The 15,245-nt window shown below is 63.3% G+C and carries 14 protein-coding genes; 10 read left to right on the top strand and 4 right to left on the bottom strand.

Translation table 11 applies throughout. From position 1 onward, the window contains the following. Positions 1-26 precede the first annotated feature (26 nt). Together lipP1 and QRN63_RS16040 are read right to left on the bottom strand one after the other, a co-directional pair. Positions 27-950, bottom strand: coding sequence for a LipP1 family hormone-sensitive lipase (lipP1, locus tag QRN63_RS16045; protein ID WP_285031634.1), 924 nt, complete (start codon positions 948-950; stop codon positions 27-29). Next, positions 947-1,789 (bottom strand): IclR family transcriptional regulator, encoded by an 843-nt coding sequence (locus tag QRN63_RS16040; protein WP_285031632.1) that lies wholly within the window; start codon positions 1,787-1,789, stop codon positions 947-949. Before QRN63_RS16040 ends, lipP1 begins: the two co-directional genes overlap by 4 nt. 204 nt (positions 1,790-1,993) lie before the next feature. Here QRN63_RS16040 and QRN63_RS16035 point away from each other — a divergent pair, with 204 nt between their 5' ends. The 8 genes from QRN63_RS16035 (at position 1,994) to QRN63_RS29660 (ending at position 9,579) form a co-directional block, all read left to right on the top strand. Next, on the top strand, positions 1,994-2,374 hold the full coding sequence (locus QRN63_RS16035; RefSeq protein ID WP_285031631.1) for a hypothetical protein: 381 nt from the start codon (positions 1,994-1,996) through the stop codon (positions 2,372-2,374). Positions 2,375-2,395: 21 nt separating this feature from the next. After that, a complete protein-coding gene (locus QRN63_RS16030) occupies positions 2,396-2,695 on the top strand; it encodes a hypothetical protein (RefSeq protein ID WP_285031629.1) in 300 nt (99 codons plus the stop codon). 114 nt (positions 2,696-2,809) lie between these two features. Then, on the top strand, positions 2,810-3,883 hold the full coding sequence (locus QRN63_RS16025) for a ferredoxin--NADP reductase (protein ID WP_285031628.1): 1,074 nt from the start codon (positions 2,810-2,812) through the stop codon (positions 3,881-3,883). A gap of 109 nt (positions 3,884-3,992) precedes the next feature. Further along, positions 3,993-5,174 carry an acyl-CoA dehydrogenase family protein gene (locus QRN63_RS16020; RefSeq protein WP_285031627.1) on the top strand — a complete coding sequence of 394 codons (1,182 nt, stop codon included), beginning with the start codon at positions 3,993-3,995 and terminating at the stop codon, positions 5,172-5,174. 14 nt (positions 5,175-5,188) lie between these two features. Beyond that, on the top strand, positions 5,189-6,097 hold the full coding sequence (gene bphC / locus QRN63_RS16015; RefSeq protein WP_285031626.1) for a biphenyl-2,3-diol 1,2-dioxygenase: 909 nt from the start codon (positions 5,189-5,191) through the stop codon (positions 6,095-6,097). After that, positions 6,097-7,566: an FAD-dependent oxidoreductase gene (locus QRN63_RS16010; protein ID WP_285031625.1), complete on the top strand. Its 1,470-nt coding sequence runs from the start codon at positions 6,097-6,099 to the stop codon at positions 7,564-7,566. The genes bphC and QRN63_RS16010 overlap by 1 nt, the downstream gene beginning before the upstream one ends. A gap of 82 nt (positions 7,567-7,648) precedes the next feature. Then, positions 7,649-8,464 carry an IclR family transcriptional regulator gene (locus QRN63_RS16005; RefSeq protein WP_285031624.1) on the top strand — a complete coding sequence of 272 codons (816 nt, stop codon included), beginning with the start codon at positions 7,649-7,651 and terminating at the stop codon, positions 8,462-8,464. A gap of 509 nt (positions 8,465-8,973) precedes the next feature. Next, on the top strand, positions 8,974-9,579 hold the full coding sequence (locus QRN63_RS29660; RefSeq protein WP_350224449.1) for a Dabb family protein: 606 nt from the start codon (positions 8,974-8,976) through the stop codon (positions 9,577-9,579). Between the two features lie 39 nt (positions 9,580-9,618). Here QRN63_RS29660 and QRN63_RS15995 read toward each other — a convergent pair whose 3' ends face one another. Both QRN63_RS15995 and QRN63_RS15990 read right to left on the bottom strand, forming a co-directional pair. After that, positions 9,619-10,506 (bottom strand): SDR family NAD(P)-dependent oxidoreductase, encoded by an 888-nt coding sequence (locus tag QRN63_RS15995; protein ID WP_285031622.1) that lies wholly within the window; start codon positions 10,504-10,506, stop codon positions 9,619-9,621. After that, complete coding sequence (locus QRN63_RS15990; protein ID WP_285031621.1) at positions 10,503-12,428, bottom strand: flavin-containing monooxygenase; 1,926 nt, start codon at positions 12,426-12,428, stop codon at positions 10,503-10,505. The genes QRN63_RS15995 and QRN63_RS15990 overlap by 4 nt, the downstream gene beginning before the upstream one ends. Positions 12,429-12,531: 103 nt before the next feature. Between QRN63_RS15990 and QRN63_RS15985 the strand changes: the two genes are divergently transcribed. Together QRN63_RS15985 and QRN63_RS15980 are read left to right on the top strand one after the other, a co-directional pair. After that, positions 12,532-14,118 (top strand): acyl-CoA synthetase, encoded by a 1,587-nt coding sequence (locus QRN63_RS15985; protein WP_285031620.1) that lies wholly within the window; start codon positions 12,532-12,534, stop codon positions 14,116-14,118. A gap of 13 nt (positions 14,119-14,131) precedes the next feature. Then, positions 14,132-15,238, top strand: a complete 1,107-nt coding sequence (locus QRN63_RS15980) for a zinc-binding dehydrogenase (protein ID WP_285031619.1) — start codon at positions 14,132-14,134, stop codon at positions 15,236-15,238. The last annotated feature ends 7 nt before the right edge of the window (positions 15,239-15,245 follow it).

Genomic DNA, 15,245 nt, shown 5'->3' with positions numbered 1-15,245 from the left:
TCCCGCGGCATACCTGCATCACTCGACTAGCGACGCAGCATGTCTCCGAGCGCGCGGCTGGCCTGCTGACGGGCATCATGGGCGATGTCGAACATCGGCATCGTCATGAAGCCGTGGATGCCACCGTCGAACAGCAATTGCTGGACCGTCACTCCAGCCGCGCGCAACGCGTCGGCATAAGCCAAGCCTTCGTCTCTCAGAGGATCGTGACCGGCGATCACCACGACAGCTGGGGGCAAGTCCCTGAGTACGCCGCGTAGGGGCGACGCGTAGGGGTGGTCGCGATCGCTTCGGTCCGGAACGTACTGGTCCCAATACCATTGCAGCGCTTGGCGCGGGTTGTAATAGCCCGCACCGAATTCTCGGAAGGACTCAGTGTCGAAATCTGTGCCGATCACCGGGTAGAGCAGCATCTGGGCAGCGACCGATATGTCACCACGATCGCGTGCCATCAATGCGGTCACAGCAGCCAGATTTCCCCCCGCGCTATCACCGCCGACGGCAAGGCGTTGCGCATCGGCACCGAACTCAGCCGCATGGTCAGATATCCAACGGGCCACGGTGTACACGTCCTCAGCGGCGGTGGGCCAAGGGTTCTCGGGTGCAAGTCGATACGCCACCGAAACCACCACCGCTGGAATGAGATTCGACAAATTGCGGCACAGTCCGTCATGACTGTCCAGATCACAGAAGACGAATCCGCCGCCGTGGGCGTACACCAGAACCGGCAGCATCCCGGAGGCCTCGGGACGGTATATCCGGACCTGCACACTGCCGCCGTCCACAGCGATATCGGCATCGCAGACGGTGGCCACAGGTTCGGGGTGCTGGTTCGGCACGAAACGAGCGCGAATCGCGGCCCTCGCCTGCGCGCCCGTCATCGTGTGCACTGGCGGAAAACCCGAATCAAGCGTCTCGATCAGATTCGCGACCTGCGGATCGAGGCTCATGCCGGACGCAGGCTCGACGACATGCGCGACTGCGCGGTATGAACCGGCCCAGCGCCCCGCAGCGGTCGCATCAGCATCGGCGTCGCATGGTCACGGACCGCTTCGGCATTGCGCCAGATTGCTGTCGCCGTGATTCGCACCGGCGTGACCAAACGTCGGTCGAATGTCATCTGCGCCAACGGACCACACACCGACACCGCGGCAACCGCTTCGCCTACGCGGCCGATCGGCGCGGCAACACAACCGAATCCACGCACAGATTCTTCTCGTTCAACAGCCACCCCGTGGGCCCGAACCTTGTCGAGTTCAGCGTCCAATTGGGCGTTGGTGGCAACCGAAAACCGTGTTCGCCGCTTCGCAAGATCGACCACAGCGGAGTCGCTGTAGGCCAAAATTGCCTTACCAACCGCCGTACAGTGTGCCGGTTGCCGGCCGCCGATGCGCGTGGGAATCGCGGCGATCAGCTGATCGCCGATCTTCTCCAGATACACAACATCGGGACCGTTCAACACGGCAAGGTGCACCACCAGTCCGGTCGCCCGGTGGAGATCGCGCAGCAGCGGAGTGGCGGCCTGATGTATCCGATCCTGATGCAGGGCGAGATTCCCCAGTTCCACCAAGCGCACGCCGAGCTCGTAATCGAAACCGTCACGCCTCAGCCACCGCAGCATGACCAGGCGCTCAAGCATGCGGTGCGCCGACGATCGCGGCAGACCGGTACGGCGAACGACCTGCGCCAGGGTAAGACGTCCCGGCCCGTCAAAGGCATCGAGCACGCGAGAGACGCGGTCGATCACGTTGCTCGGCGTTCCGACAACCACATCGGCAGTCACTGTCATCGAGACCTCCACAATTCCACCGGATAGTCATAATAGGAATAGTACTATTGTTACCATATGATGTGGTGGCTGTCACATAGCAGGTTGGGTGTGGCGCAGCCGGCTGAACGCTCAGGGATTCCGCTCAACGGTCGGCCCGATGTTGTTTGTCACGAGAGATCGGTACAGCTGACTCAGGACCCGATCCATGACCCGAGGACACGAATGCGCAATCACCTGCTGTTAGCCGTCATCGCCGGCACGCTCGCCATGACCTCGGCACCCGTGGGGGCCGCCGACGCTCCAGTCCCCTGCGAGGACGCCTTCTGCACACCAGGCATAGCCCCAGGCGTGGTTCTGGGGGCACCTTGCGGCGACACCTCGCGTTATGTATTCGGCACCACATCGTGGGGACGGCTGGTGTTTTGCGGTTCGCCCCGCCGATACGAGCCCCGCTACTTTCGCTCGCCGCCGATGAGGGGAATCAAGACCGAGGGCGCCGCCTGCCCCGAGTTCCTCAATGACGTCGCCCAGTCCCCCGACGGCTTGTTCTTGAGCTGCGTGGCCGTCAACGGCGCCACGCAGTGGACGCGCGGCGACCAATAGCCCGGGTCGAAGCCAATCCGCATGCACTACAAAGACATTCACAATCTCGCCTGGGAGTTCGTCGACGCGGCCCGCACCCGTCTCGACGCCCGCCTCGACGCAGCGCGGATGAACGCACTCTTCGTAGCGTTGGGAGTAGGCGACTACGAGGCAGCCATCGACACAGTGCTGGCTGAGTGCGCCGGCACGCGAATGACCGTTGCTCCTGCGTTGGCGACCAGGTTGTGTCGATGGGTGGCGATGTTTGACGAGCGCAGCGACCCGAACAGCCGACATGAAAAGCTGAAATCGATTCTGGGACCTTCTGATCGCGCTTGCTGAACGAGCCATCAAGCCCCGCCGCGGCGGATACTGGTCGAATCCCTGGGGATCGGAATCCCGGTCACCGGTACGCATGGTTGGGGCCGCGTACGTGACTCGCCAAGATGTCAGCACATGAACGATGTCGAAACCGACACCGAGATCGTCGGCGCCGGCCGCGGTGTGCGACTGACGGTCGCCGATGTGATCGACGAGAGCCCCGATGCCCGCTCCCTGGTGTTCACCGTCCCCGACGACCTACGTGAGCGTTTCACCTACCGGCCTGGGCAGTTCTTGACGCTTCGCGTCCCGAGTGATGTGACTGGCTCGGTGGCCCGCTGCTACTCACTGGCCAGCTCCCCCCATACCGATCCCGCACCCAAGGTGACCATCAAGCGAACGGCGGGCGGATACGGGTCTAATTGGTTGTGTGACAATATTTTTGTCGGCGACAGCATCGACGTGCTGCCGCCGGCCGGGATCTTCACGCCGACCTCCTTGGACACCGACTTTCTGTTATGGGCGGCCGGCAGCGGCATCACCCCGGTGATATCGATACTGAAATCAGCGATGACGTCCGGCTCCGGGCGGGCGGTCCTGTGCTACGCCAACCGCGATGAACGTTCGGTCATTTTCGCGGAGGAACTCCGTGAGCTCGCAGCTCGTTACGCCGGTCGCCTTACTGTCCTGCATTGGCTGGAATCGTTGCAGGGCTTACCAACTCGCGCGCAGATGACGGGGTTCACGCACACAGTTTTCGCCGGTTCGACAACCTTCGAGTCGTTCATCTGTGGACCTGCACCGTTCATGGCTCTCGTGAAGGAATCACTGGCCGAGGCCGGGGTTCCGCGTGAGCGTGTCCATCTCGAGGTATTCCAGTCTTTGTCGGGTGACCCATTCACAGAAGAAATCACCTCTGCTGTAGCTGATTCCGACGACGATGCGACCGTTCAGGTCGACCTCGATGGCGTCAATCACCAGTTGCGTTGGCCACGCAACGCCACGCTGGTCGACACCATGCTCGCGGCGGGACTGGACGTGCCGTACTCGTGCCGAGAGGGTCAATGCGGATCTTGCGCGGCGACCGTCGTGCACGGTCAAGTGCACATGTCGACCTGTGAGGTGCTCGCGCCCGAGGACCTCGCCGACGGCCTGATCCTGGCGTGCCAGGCCAAACCCGTCTCCGATGACCTGCACGTCGAATTCTGACAATGCAGTTTCAGCGCAACAGTTTTCCGCTCACAGGGAATTGTCCTGTCGATGGTGGAGCGTCCAACGTTAGACATCAGTGACAGCCAGTGACCGATAGGACCAGATGATGACTGAGCGGGTAATCGACCGAGTGCGTGAGAATGCCGAACAGATGCGCGCCCAAGGAGCTGAAGCCGAAAAGGCCGGAAAGCTCACCGACGAATCGGTCAAATTCATGAAGGCGGCAGGCAACATCCGTCTTTTGCAGCCAAAAGCGCACGGCGGCTTGCAGGTTCACCCACGTGAGTTCGCTGAGACCGTGATGGCCACGGCCGCACTCGACCCGGCCGCGGGCTGGATCAACGGAGTGGTGGGTGTGCACCCCTATCAACTCGCCTACGCCGACCCGCAGGTGGCCGCTGAAATCTGGGCTGACGATGTCGACACCTGGGTCGCCTCCCCCTACGCACCGCAAGGGGTGGCCACGCCGGTGGACGGGGGTTACCTCTTCAACGGTCGCTGGCAGTTCAGCTCGGGTACCGATCACTGCGACTGGATTTTCCTGGGCGCAATGGTCGGTGACAGTGATGGCAAACCGCTCATGCCGCCGCAGATGCTCCACATGATCTTGCCGCGCAAGGATTACCAGATCGTCGAGGACTCCTGGAATGTCGTGGGGCTGAGGGGCACCGGCTCCAAAGATGTCATCGTCAAGGACGCGTTCGTGCCGTCTTACCGGACGATGGATGCGTTCAAGGTGATGGATGGCACAGCCCAGCGCGAAGCCGGGATGACCGACACGCTGTATCTGATGCCGTGGTCGACGATGTTCCCTCTCGGCATCAGTTCGGCGACGATCGGCATCGCCGAGGGCGCGCTCGCTGCGGCGCTGGACTACCAGCGCGAGCGCGTGACCTCCAGCGGGGTAGCCGTCAAGGACGACCCGTACGTGATGTACGCGATCGGCGAGGCCGCTGCCGACATCAACGCTGCCCGTCAAGAACTACTGGCCAATGCCGACCGGATTTACGACATGGTCGACGCCGGACAAGAGGTGTCTTTCGAGGAACGCGCCGCGGGCCGGCGCACCCAGGTGCGCGCCGTTTGGCGCGCGGTGTCGGCGGTCGACGAAGTCTTCGCACGTTGCGGTGGCAACGCTGCCCGAATGGATAAGCCGCTGCAGCGCTACTGGCGAGACGTGCACGTCGGGCAAGCGCACGCCATCCACGTGCCGGGCACGGTTTATCACGCGTCGGCACTGAGCTCGTTGGGTGTCGATCCGCAGGGCCCGCTACGGGCAATGATCTGAGGGGAACAACTCACATGGCATTGATCAAGGGCCTCGGCTACGTCGCCGTTGCGGCCTCTGACATCGGACGCTGGCGTCACTTCGCCTTCAACGTTCTCGGCTTCGCTCAAGGCACCGGGCCCGATACCTCTGCGCTCTATCTGAGGATGGACGAACGTGCCGCACGCATCGTCGTCGTACCCGCAGACGTCGACAAAATCGTCACCGTGGGCTGGGAGGTGCGTGATCACGCGGACCTGGAACAGGTGAAGACGGCGCTGGAAGGCGCGGGTGTGCCCTTCAAGGAGTTGTCGCAGGTTGATGCCGACGCTCGGCGGGTCGAGGAAGTGATCGCGTTCGAGGACCCGGCCGGCACGTCGTTGGAGGTCTTCCACGGTGCGGTGCTCGACCATAGCCCGGTCGTGACACCCTTCGGCGCCAAGTTTTTGACCGGTGACCAGGGTTTGGGTCATGTCGTGTTGCCAGCGCTGGATGTCAACGGGCTCTTCGCGTTCTACACCGACGTCCTGGGCTTCAAGTCGCGCGGCGCGTTCCGGGTTCCGGTGCCCCCGGAGTTCGGGCCGGTGCGCGTCCGGTTCATGGGTGTCAACGAGCGCCACCACAGCTTGGCGCTGTGCCCCGCACAGACCCTGCGCGATCCTGGCCTCATCCACCTCATGGTCGAAGTGGACTCCCTCGACGCTGTTGGGCAGGCTCTCGATCGCGTCAACGCCGAGGGATTCCCGTTGTCGTCCACGCTGGGGCGGCACACCAACGACAAGATGGTCTCGTTCTACGTACGCACGCCCGGTGATTGGGATATCGAATTCGGCACCGCGGGCATGCGTGTCGACGAAACCTATTACACCGCAGAGGAAATAACAGCCGACAGCTACTGGGGACACCACTGGGTCACCGATCTACCGAAAGCGATGCGCCCGTGATGAACACTGAAGACATTCGCCCGATCTCCGCCGCCACGGTCACCGAGTGGGACCATGAGGCCGACGTGGTCATCGCCGGCTACGGAGTGGCCGGCGCAGCGGCGGCAGTAGAAGCGGCGCACAACGGTGCTGACGTACTGGTCCTCGAGCGCACCGGCTCGTGGGGCGGCGCAGCGGCCATGGCAGGCGGTTTCATCTACCTCGGCGGCGGCACCGACATCCAAAAGGCTTGCGGCTTCGCAGATTCCGTCGAAAACATGGCAGCCTTCCTCAACGCCGCCATGGGCCCCGGCGCCGACGAGAACCGCATCGCCGACTACTGCGAAGGCAGTGTCGCGCATTTCGACTGGCTGGTGGGCTGCGGGGTTCCGTTCAAACCCGAATTCTTCGGCGAACCCGGCTGGGAGCCGATGGGCGACCAGGGCCTGATGTACAGCGGCGGAGAGGATTCCTACCCGTTCAACACGGTCGCCACGCCAGCGCCACGTGGGCATGTGCCCCAGATGCAGAACAAGAAGCAAGGCGAGGCCAGCGCCGGGTTCATGCTCATGAAGGGTCTCGTCGACACTGCGACAGCGGCCGGTGCACGCGCACTGTACGACGTGCGCGTGCAGACCTTGATCGTGGAGCCAGACGGCCGGGTCGTCGGCATCCGCGCCCGGCGCTACGGCACTCAGATGGACATCCGCGCCCGGCGTGGCGTTGTGCTCGCCACCGGAAGCTTCGCCTACAACGACGCGATGGTCGCCCGGTATGCTCCGCGCATCGCCGGGCGGCAGGCCTCCGCGATAGAGCAACACGACGGGCACGCGATCCGGATGGCTCAAGCGCTCGGAGCCGACCTGGCCCATATGGACGCCGCCGAAGTGGCACTCTTCATCGATCCACAGCAGTTGGTGCGCGGGGTGCTCGTGAACGAACGCGGGCAGCGTTACGTCGCCGAGGACACTTACCCGGGGCGCGCCGGCCAGCTGACGTTGTACCACCAGAACAACACCGCCTATCTGATCATCGACGACATTGCCCAGCAGGAAGCACAGTCGTCCGTGACCCCGCGCCTGATGATGCGTCCGCCGACCTGGGTGTGCGAAACCGTCGGCGAGCTCGAGGACGAGATCGGATTGCCAACCGGTTCGTTGCAAGCCACCATCTCTGCCTACAACGACGGTGCCGCCCGGGGTGAGGATCCGCTGTTGCACAAGAAGACCCAGTGGCTCAGGCCCGTCGGTTCCCCGGTGGGCGCCATCGATCTGCGTGAGTCCACTGGCGGCTTCACTCTTGGTGGTTTGCATACGACGCTCAACTCAGAGGTGCTGCATGTAAGTGGCGAGCCCATTCCCGGTCTGTATGCCGCGGGCCGGTGCACTGCAGGGCTGGCCGCGTGGGGTTATGCCAGCGGCGTCTCGCTGGGGGACGGCAGCTTTTATGGTCGCCGTGCCGGTCGCGCCGCGGCGACCGCAGACCGCTGATCACTTATGTGACAGGGCGCACACCGTATGGTAATAATAGTCATACTACTTTTTTGACTATTCCAGACGCGGGAGGACCCTCATGACAATGGCTGTCGTGAAGGACGGCGATACACCCACCGCCGCCATCGATCGCATGTCCCTGGTGCTGGACGCGTTCGACGGAGCGGGTCCGCTGACAATGGTGCAGATCGTGCACCGCACCGGGCTTCCGCGCTCGTCGGTGCACCGTATGCTCGAGCGGCTCGTGCAGTTGCGGTGGTTGCGCCGCGAAGGCCGCGACTACGAATTGGGCACGCGCCTGGTCGAATTGGGATCGCTCGCCCTGCACCAGGGACGCATCCATCAAGCCGCGCTACCGCTCCTGCGCAATCTGCAGCGAGCGACGGACCTCGTAGTCCACCTGGCAATCCTTGACGGTTCCGAAGTCGTGATCATCGAGAAGATCGGCGATCAGCTGTCTGAGCTCGTCCCCACGAGCGTCGGCAGTCGTCTACCCGCGCAATGCACCGCCGTGGGCAAGGCGCTCCTTGCCGATAGTGATTGTGTCGACGTCGATTTCGCCGCACGCAAGACACGTTACTCAATAGGCACAGCTCAGCAGCTGAGGGCGGAACTCGACAAAATCCGCACGCACGGTGCGGCTTTCGACCGCGAGGAATCGATGCCCGGCATAGGCTGCGTGGCCGTGGCGATCGGCCAGCCGGGGCAAGCGGAAGCCGCGGTGTCGGTCTGCGGTCCGATCAATCGAATCGTCCTGGACCAGCGGTTGGCAGCACCGGTGCGGATGACGGCTTTGGGCATCTGGCGCAATGTCGTGTCTGGCACAAACCGGCTGATACCGACCGTACAGGGGCTGCGGTCAGCTCCCCCCGCGCACCTGCGCCAATTCAGCTAGTCATGTTCGGTCAGATCAAACCGATTGTCGCTCAAGGGATCACCCCTGAGATACCACGGAGAGCTTCCCGGCTATCGGGAACGCACCGACCTCAGACCTCCGCCAGGCCATAGCCTTATCCCGTGGAAGAGGTCTTCGTCGTCGATCGTGTGGTCACTGCCCCGGGGTGCGCCCAGAAATTCATCGACACCTATCTGGCCGACTACGCCCCCGGCGCTCGCAGCCGGGGGATGACCCTTCGCGACATCCTGGTCAGCCCACCCATCTGGTTCGACACCCAGTCCAACGTCGTATCCATCACCTGGTCGCTGCCCAGCCCACAGGCATGGTGGCAGATGACCTGGCAGGGTCGGAGCGATCCGGCGTTGGCCCAGTGGTGGGACAGCCTCGCCGACCTTGTCGTCGAGCGCAGCCGCAGTGTTGCGGCGCGACCTGAAAACGTGGCTCCGGCCGGCAATGTCGTACCACAGCGGCCGGCTGCTCCGTCGGCGACCGCCGCAGCCGTCGGTGTGACGCGATTGATTGACGTCGCGGAATCCGATCGCGACCGCGTGCTGACGCTGCTGCGCGACGCGGCCCGCAGCAGCGGAGCGCTTACGCACGTCGTGGAGCCGACACTGCCGGGTTCACGTAACGGCGGGGACATCTTGGTCCACTTGCGCTTTGGAGACTCCAATGCCTGGAGTCAAAGCACTTTCGACGCAGCACTGACCGATCCCGCGATCACGCAAGTCAACGGCGCCGTCTACCGCGGCACTCCCACCGCCACTGATCACGGCAGCGTGTACCGTGCGCTCCTGCTGCGGGTGGACCCTGCCGCGGAAGCCACCGCCGTAGCTGCCTTCGAACGTGAATTGGCCTCGATGCCAAGCTATGTCGACACGATCACCGCGTGGCAACTCAGTCGTGTCGACACCGCGATCGGGACGAGTCCGTGGACCCACGTGTTCGAACAAGAATTCAGTAACGTCGAAGGCCTGATGGGCCCCTACCTGATGCACCCGATCCACTGGGCAGTGGTGGATCGGTGGTTCGACCCCGAAACCACCGACGTGATCGTTCGCGATCGGGTGTGCCACAGTTTCTGCGAGCTGACCAGGCCGGTGATCGGCTAGCTGCCGTTTGGTTACGCACCGATGCCCGGTTCGCCGATCTTAGAGGCCTGCGGGCAAGATGTTCGGGTTCGCCGTCGCCGGCGGTTCCAGCTCCGCGAGCACTGTGCCCCCGTCCAGAGAGTGCACCGCCAGCTGCTGGGACCACGGATAGTGCAGGCTGAACGCGACCAGACCCGTCCGTTGCTCAGCGGGCAAGTGGCACATAGCGAGTACGGTCTCTGCGAGATATTCGACGGGCTCAGTGGGGAAGGTGTCGGGAATGAGTGCCGCAGCCCCGGGCGTCCGCACCGCTGTTGACGGACCTACGCAGTTGACGGCGATATTGGAATCCATCAACTCAGCCGCCACGCCTTGCGTGAAGCGGTGCAGCGCGGCCTTGCACGATGCGTAGACCACATCGCCGGCGGTCTTGTTGTAGTCCCGGTACGGTCGCACCGGCGCCACACCAGTGGCCGAGCCGATGTTGACGATCCAGCCCGCACCCTGATTTCTCATGTGCGGCACAGCCGCTTTCGTCAGCACAAACGGTGTACGCAGGTACTGTTCGACGGTTCGGTCGAACGTGTCGAGCGTCATTTCGTCGACCACCGAGTAATCGGCGAAACCCGCGTTGTTCACCAAGATATCGATGCGCCCGGTGCGTTCGACGACCGAATCGACAAGACCGGCACGGGCAGCTGCGTCTTCCAGATCCGCCGTCAGACCGAATGCCGATCCCCCGGCACGTTCGATGAGCGCGACGGTTTCATCGATACTCCCCGGAATTACCTCACTCACCCCGGCTCGCACCGAGGTTGATGGCGCATGGCCACGCGCGGTCACCGCGACTGTGGCGCCCTCAGCCGCCAGCCGTTGGGCTATAGCCCGTCCGATCCCCCGGCTGCTGCCAGTCACCAGTGCGGTCTTGCCGACCAAAAGCTGTGTCATCGCAGGATGAAGTCTTCCTCAATCGGTGCTCGGTGTTGCTGCCACAAATCGACCAGCCGATACGGAGTGGCCACGACAACCCGCCCGGATCCGGAGCGGTAGTAGGTGTGCGCCTTGGGGGTGTGGCACCAGACGGTCCCCTGCATCAATTCGTCGATACCAGCGACGTATTCATCATGGGCGCGTTGGGTCACTTCGATTGTCGATGTACCGCGCAGGGCCATCAGTTGCAGACACTCGACAATGTAGTGCGCCAGCACCTCCATCGAAAAGTTCGCTCCCGCACCATGGCCTGGGCTGTAGTTCGGTGCCGAGGTGATGAAGAGATTCGGGAATCCCGGCACGGTGCCGCCCCGGTAGGCGCGCGGGCTCTCACCCCACTCGTCGGACAGTGTTCTGCCGTCGCGGCCGCGTATGTCGACGGTCGACAGGAAGTCGAGGTGATAGCCGGTGGCATAGATGATGACGTCGAGATCGATCTGGCGACCGTCGACAGTGACGATGCCATTGGCATTCACTTCGGCCGGTTCACTGGCCTCGACATCAACATGGTCGCGGGCCAATGCCGCGTAGTAGCCGCCCGGATCACGGATGATCCTCTTGCCGTAGGGCGCGAAGTCGGGCGTCACCTTCTTCGCCAATTCTGTTCCGGCGCCGAACATCCGGTCGATGTATTCCTGGCACATCTGCAACAGCACGTCGTTGGCCGGCGAGATCGACAGGTGGGTCTTCGACCACTCCGGATCTTGCAAGATGACTGGGTAGTTGTTGTCCGCGGTTGCCCAGTAGGACTTCACCCGATGCCACATCGCGTAAAACGGCAGTGCGTGACCCAGGTAGCGGCGGTGTTCCGGCACGTCGTCAGACTGTCGCTTACGCGGGGCGACCCAGTGGGGCTGGCGCTGGAACACGGTGAGGTGGTCTACGTCCTCGACGCACGCGTCAACAATCTGCACCGCCGTGCAACCCGCACCGATGATGGCCACCTTTTTGCCCGCCAGATCCAGTTCTGGATCCCACTGGGCGGAGTGGATACTGATGCCGCCGAACGATTCCCGTCCTTTCAGGTCCGGAAACCGGGGGCGGTTCAAGTAGCCCGCGGCCGTCACTACGACCCTGGCGTAGTCGACCGTCTCGGCGCCGTCACCATTGCGCGAACGGATCTGCCACTGCTGCCTCTGTTCATCCCACCACAACGCCTCGACCTCGGTGTTGAACCGGGTGTGGCGGCGCAGGTCATGCTTGTCGGCCAGCGCTACCAGGTAGGCCTGATACTCGGCGCCCTGAGGGTAGTAGCTCGACCAGTCCGGGTTCACCTCACGCGACAGCGAGTAGTAGGCCGACGGGGTGTCGACGCCGATGCCAGGGTAGTTGGTAGTCAGCCATGTCCCGCCGACCTCGCTATTGCGCTCGAAGATCTGGAATTGAACATTCTCCTCCGCGGCAGCCAGAGCCACTGCGATACCGGCCAACCCAGCACCGATGATGGCGACGGAAGTGGTGGACGGGATAGGGGTTGTTCGGGGCAGTGTGGGCTGAGAAGGACGGAATCCTCCCTGCTCGATCAGCAGATCGACGTGTTCGTCGCTCACCTCACTGCCCAGCGCGATCGGCAGCAGCCGTACGAACAGGTCACGGTCGTGGGCCGGCGGCGCGTCAGTCGTTCGTGCACGGCCAAGTGCGGCGACGACTTCCTCCACGAGCGCCCGCATAGTGTCGGCGTCGGTGGTGCCCGCCCGCTCGGGAGGATCGGGCACGTGGTCGATCTTCGGTGCGTACCGATCGATGACCGTGGTGTCTCCAGTCATCTGAGCGAGCACTGCGACCAGCACGCCAGGATCTGCCCGTAGGAGATGCGCGCGCAGCACGTCGGAGTCCGGCGCGAGGGCTGCAGGCGAGGACGATTCGGTTGCGGCGATCATGGCTTCAAGTATCGAAGGCATCCTCGGCACGATGCCCCTGCTTTGACCTCTGAGCGGGATAACCCGCTACGCGAGGACCGCTGCCCTGCATACTCTTTGGCACATGGATTCTGATGACTTGGCCGCCGTCATCGCCCGCGCTCGCAGCCACAATCTCTCCGACATCCCACGCCGATCGGCGCGCAAACAGCCCGACAAGATCGCCATCATCGACGGCGAGGTGGCGCTGACTTTCGCGGAGTTCGATCACCTGGTGGATCGGGCGGCTGCGGCGTTGCGCGACAACGGTCTTGGCCCCGGCGACCGGGTCGCGTTGTTGTCTCGGAATTGTTGGCAATATGCGGTGTTGGCCTTCGCCACGGCGCGGGCCGGCGTTGTGCTGGTGCCGATCAACTTCATGCTCACGGCCGAGGAAATTGCGTACATCCTCGGCCACTGCCAGGCGGCGGGGCTCATCGTTGAAGCCGAACTTGCGCCCGTCGGCGAGCTCGCCATGCGGGACGGCACCACCGTGACAGTGAAAGCGGCCGTCGTGCCACCCGGCCAGTCATGCCCGCCAGGCTGGGCAGATTTCGACGAGTGGCTGGCCACCACGACCGCTGCGCCGGAGTGTCATGTCGACGACGATCAGCTTGTGCGTGTCATGTACACAAGTGGCACCGAGTCGCGACCCAAAGGCGTGATGCACAGCAGTCGTAGCCTGATGTGGCAGTACATCAGCACCATCATCGCGGGTTCAATGTCGAGCGACGACATCGAAATCCATTCTCTGCCTTTGTATCACTGTGCGCAGTTGGACAACTTCCTGGCCACTGATATCTACCTCGGGGCCACCAGCATCATCGTGTCACGTCCCGACCCCGAACTGGTTCTGCGCACCATCGAGCGCTACGGCGTGACCAATTACTTTGCGCCTCCGACGGTTTGGATCAGTCTGCTACGCAGTCCCGTGTTCGATGAGGTGGATCTATCCAGCCTCCGCAAGGGGTACTACGGCGCTTCACCGATGCCGACCGAGATTCTGCACGAACTGCGCCGGCGACTTCCGAAGCTGAAGCTGTGGAACTTCTACGGACAGACCGAGATGGCTCCGTTGGCCTCCGCGCTGGGACCCGACGAACAGGACACCCACGCCGGAGCTGCCGGACGCCCCGTCGTCAACGTCGAAACGGTCATCCTTGATCCGCACGACAATCCAGTGCCGGCCGGCGAGGTCGGCGAGATCGCGCATCGGAGTGGGCATTTGATGCTCGGCTACCTTGACGACGAGGACAAGACGGCCGAAGCATTCGCCGGCGGCTGGTTCCATTCTGGTGACCTGGGCTTCTATGACCAGAACGGTCTGCTGCATGTGGTGGACCGCAAGAAGGACATGATCAAAACCGGCGGGGAGAACGTCGCCAGCCGCGAAGTCGAGGAAGTGCTGTACCGGCACAACGGTATCGAGGAAGTCGCGGTCTTCGGACTGGCGCATCCGCAATGGGTGGAAGCCGTCGTCGCCGCGGTGGTCCGGCGTGCCGACGCCACCTTGACCGAAGGTGATGTGCTCGCCCACTGCCGCGAGCACCTTGCCGGTTTCAAAACTCCCAAACACGTGTTCTTCGTCGACTCGCTGCCGAAGAACCCCAGCGGCAAACTGCTCAAACGCGACCTGCGGGAGCGGTTCAGCGCAGAGTTCATCCAAAACTGAAGGGACACAATCTGTGTACACAGGTCGCATCGCGCGGTTTGACGAGCCGGGTAAGCCGTTCGAGATCGAGACCGTCACCCTGCCCGAAGTACGACAGGGAGAAATCCTGGTCCGCGTGACGCGCGCCAATATCTGCGGATCAGACGTGCACGCCTGGCACGGCACGTTCGCCACGCGCGGACTCGGAGGGCAGCTGCCGACCGTGCTCGGTCACGAAATGGTCGGTGCCGTAGAGGCGCTGGGCGACGGTGTTTCCACCGATTCCAACGGCCGGCCCTTGCAGGCCGGAACCCGGGTCGTGTTCCCGTACTTCTACTGTTGCCACAGCTGCCGCAATTGCTTGGCCGGGCGGCGAAACGCCTGTCTCAAGCTGAAGATGGCAATGCTGGGCCGCGCCGACGAGCCACCGTACTTCGTCGGCGGCTACGCGGATTACTACCTCCTGCCCGCCGGCGCCGTGCTCTACACCGTCCCAGACAGCGTCGCCGACGACATCGCAGCAGGCGCCAACTGCGCCCTGTCCCAAGTGATGTACGGGTTGGAGCGTGTCGATCAGCAACTCGGTGAACACGTCGTGGTGCAAGGGGCCGGAGCCCTGGGCCTCTATGCGATCGCAGTCGCCAAAGCCCGCGGCGCCGCAAACGTGATTGCTATTGATGGAATACCCGAGCGGCTGGAGCTGGCTACCGCCTTCGGTGCCGACACGGTGTTGGACATGAACGAGATGACCACGCCCAAGGAACGGACCAAAGCCGTCCGCGCATTGACAGAAGGGCAGGGTGCCGACGTAGTCGTCGAAGTCGTCGGGCACCCCTCGGCGATCGAAGAGGGTCTGCAGATGCTCGGACAGTTCGGCCGCTACGCCGAAATCGGCAACATCAACGTCGGCCGAACCTTCCCATTCGACCCGTCGCGGTTCGTCTTCACGAACAAAACCATGGTCGGCGTTTCCCTGTACGACCCGGCGGTGCTCTCCCGCGCGCTGAACTTCTTGGAAAGTCATCAGCACCAGTTGCCCTTCGACCGCCTCGCAGCGGCAACGTATTCGCTCGACAACATCAACGATGCATTCGCTGCCGCCGAAGGCAAACGCGATGTCCGCGCCAGCATCACGCCCTGATCGACAA

The sequence above is a fragment of the Mycolicibacterium sp. lyk4-40-TYG-92 genome (assembly GCF_030209435.1).
Classification (GTDB): domain Bacteria; phylum Actinomycetota; class Actinomycetes; order Mycobacteriales; family Mycobacteriaceae; genus Mycobacterium.
Note: the sequence above shows the minus strand (reverse complement) of the source record. Positions and strands in the feature narration are given on the sequence as shown.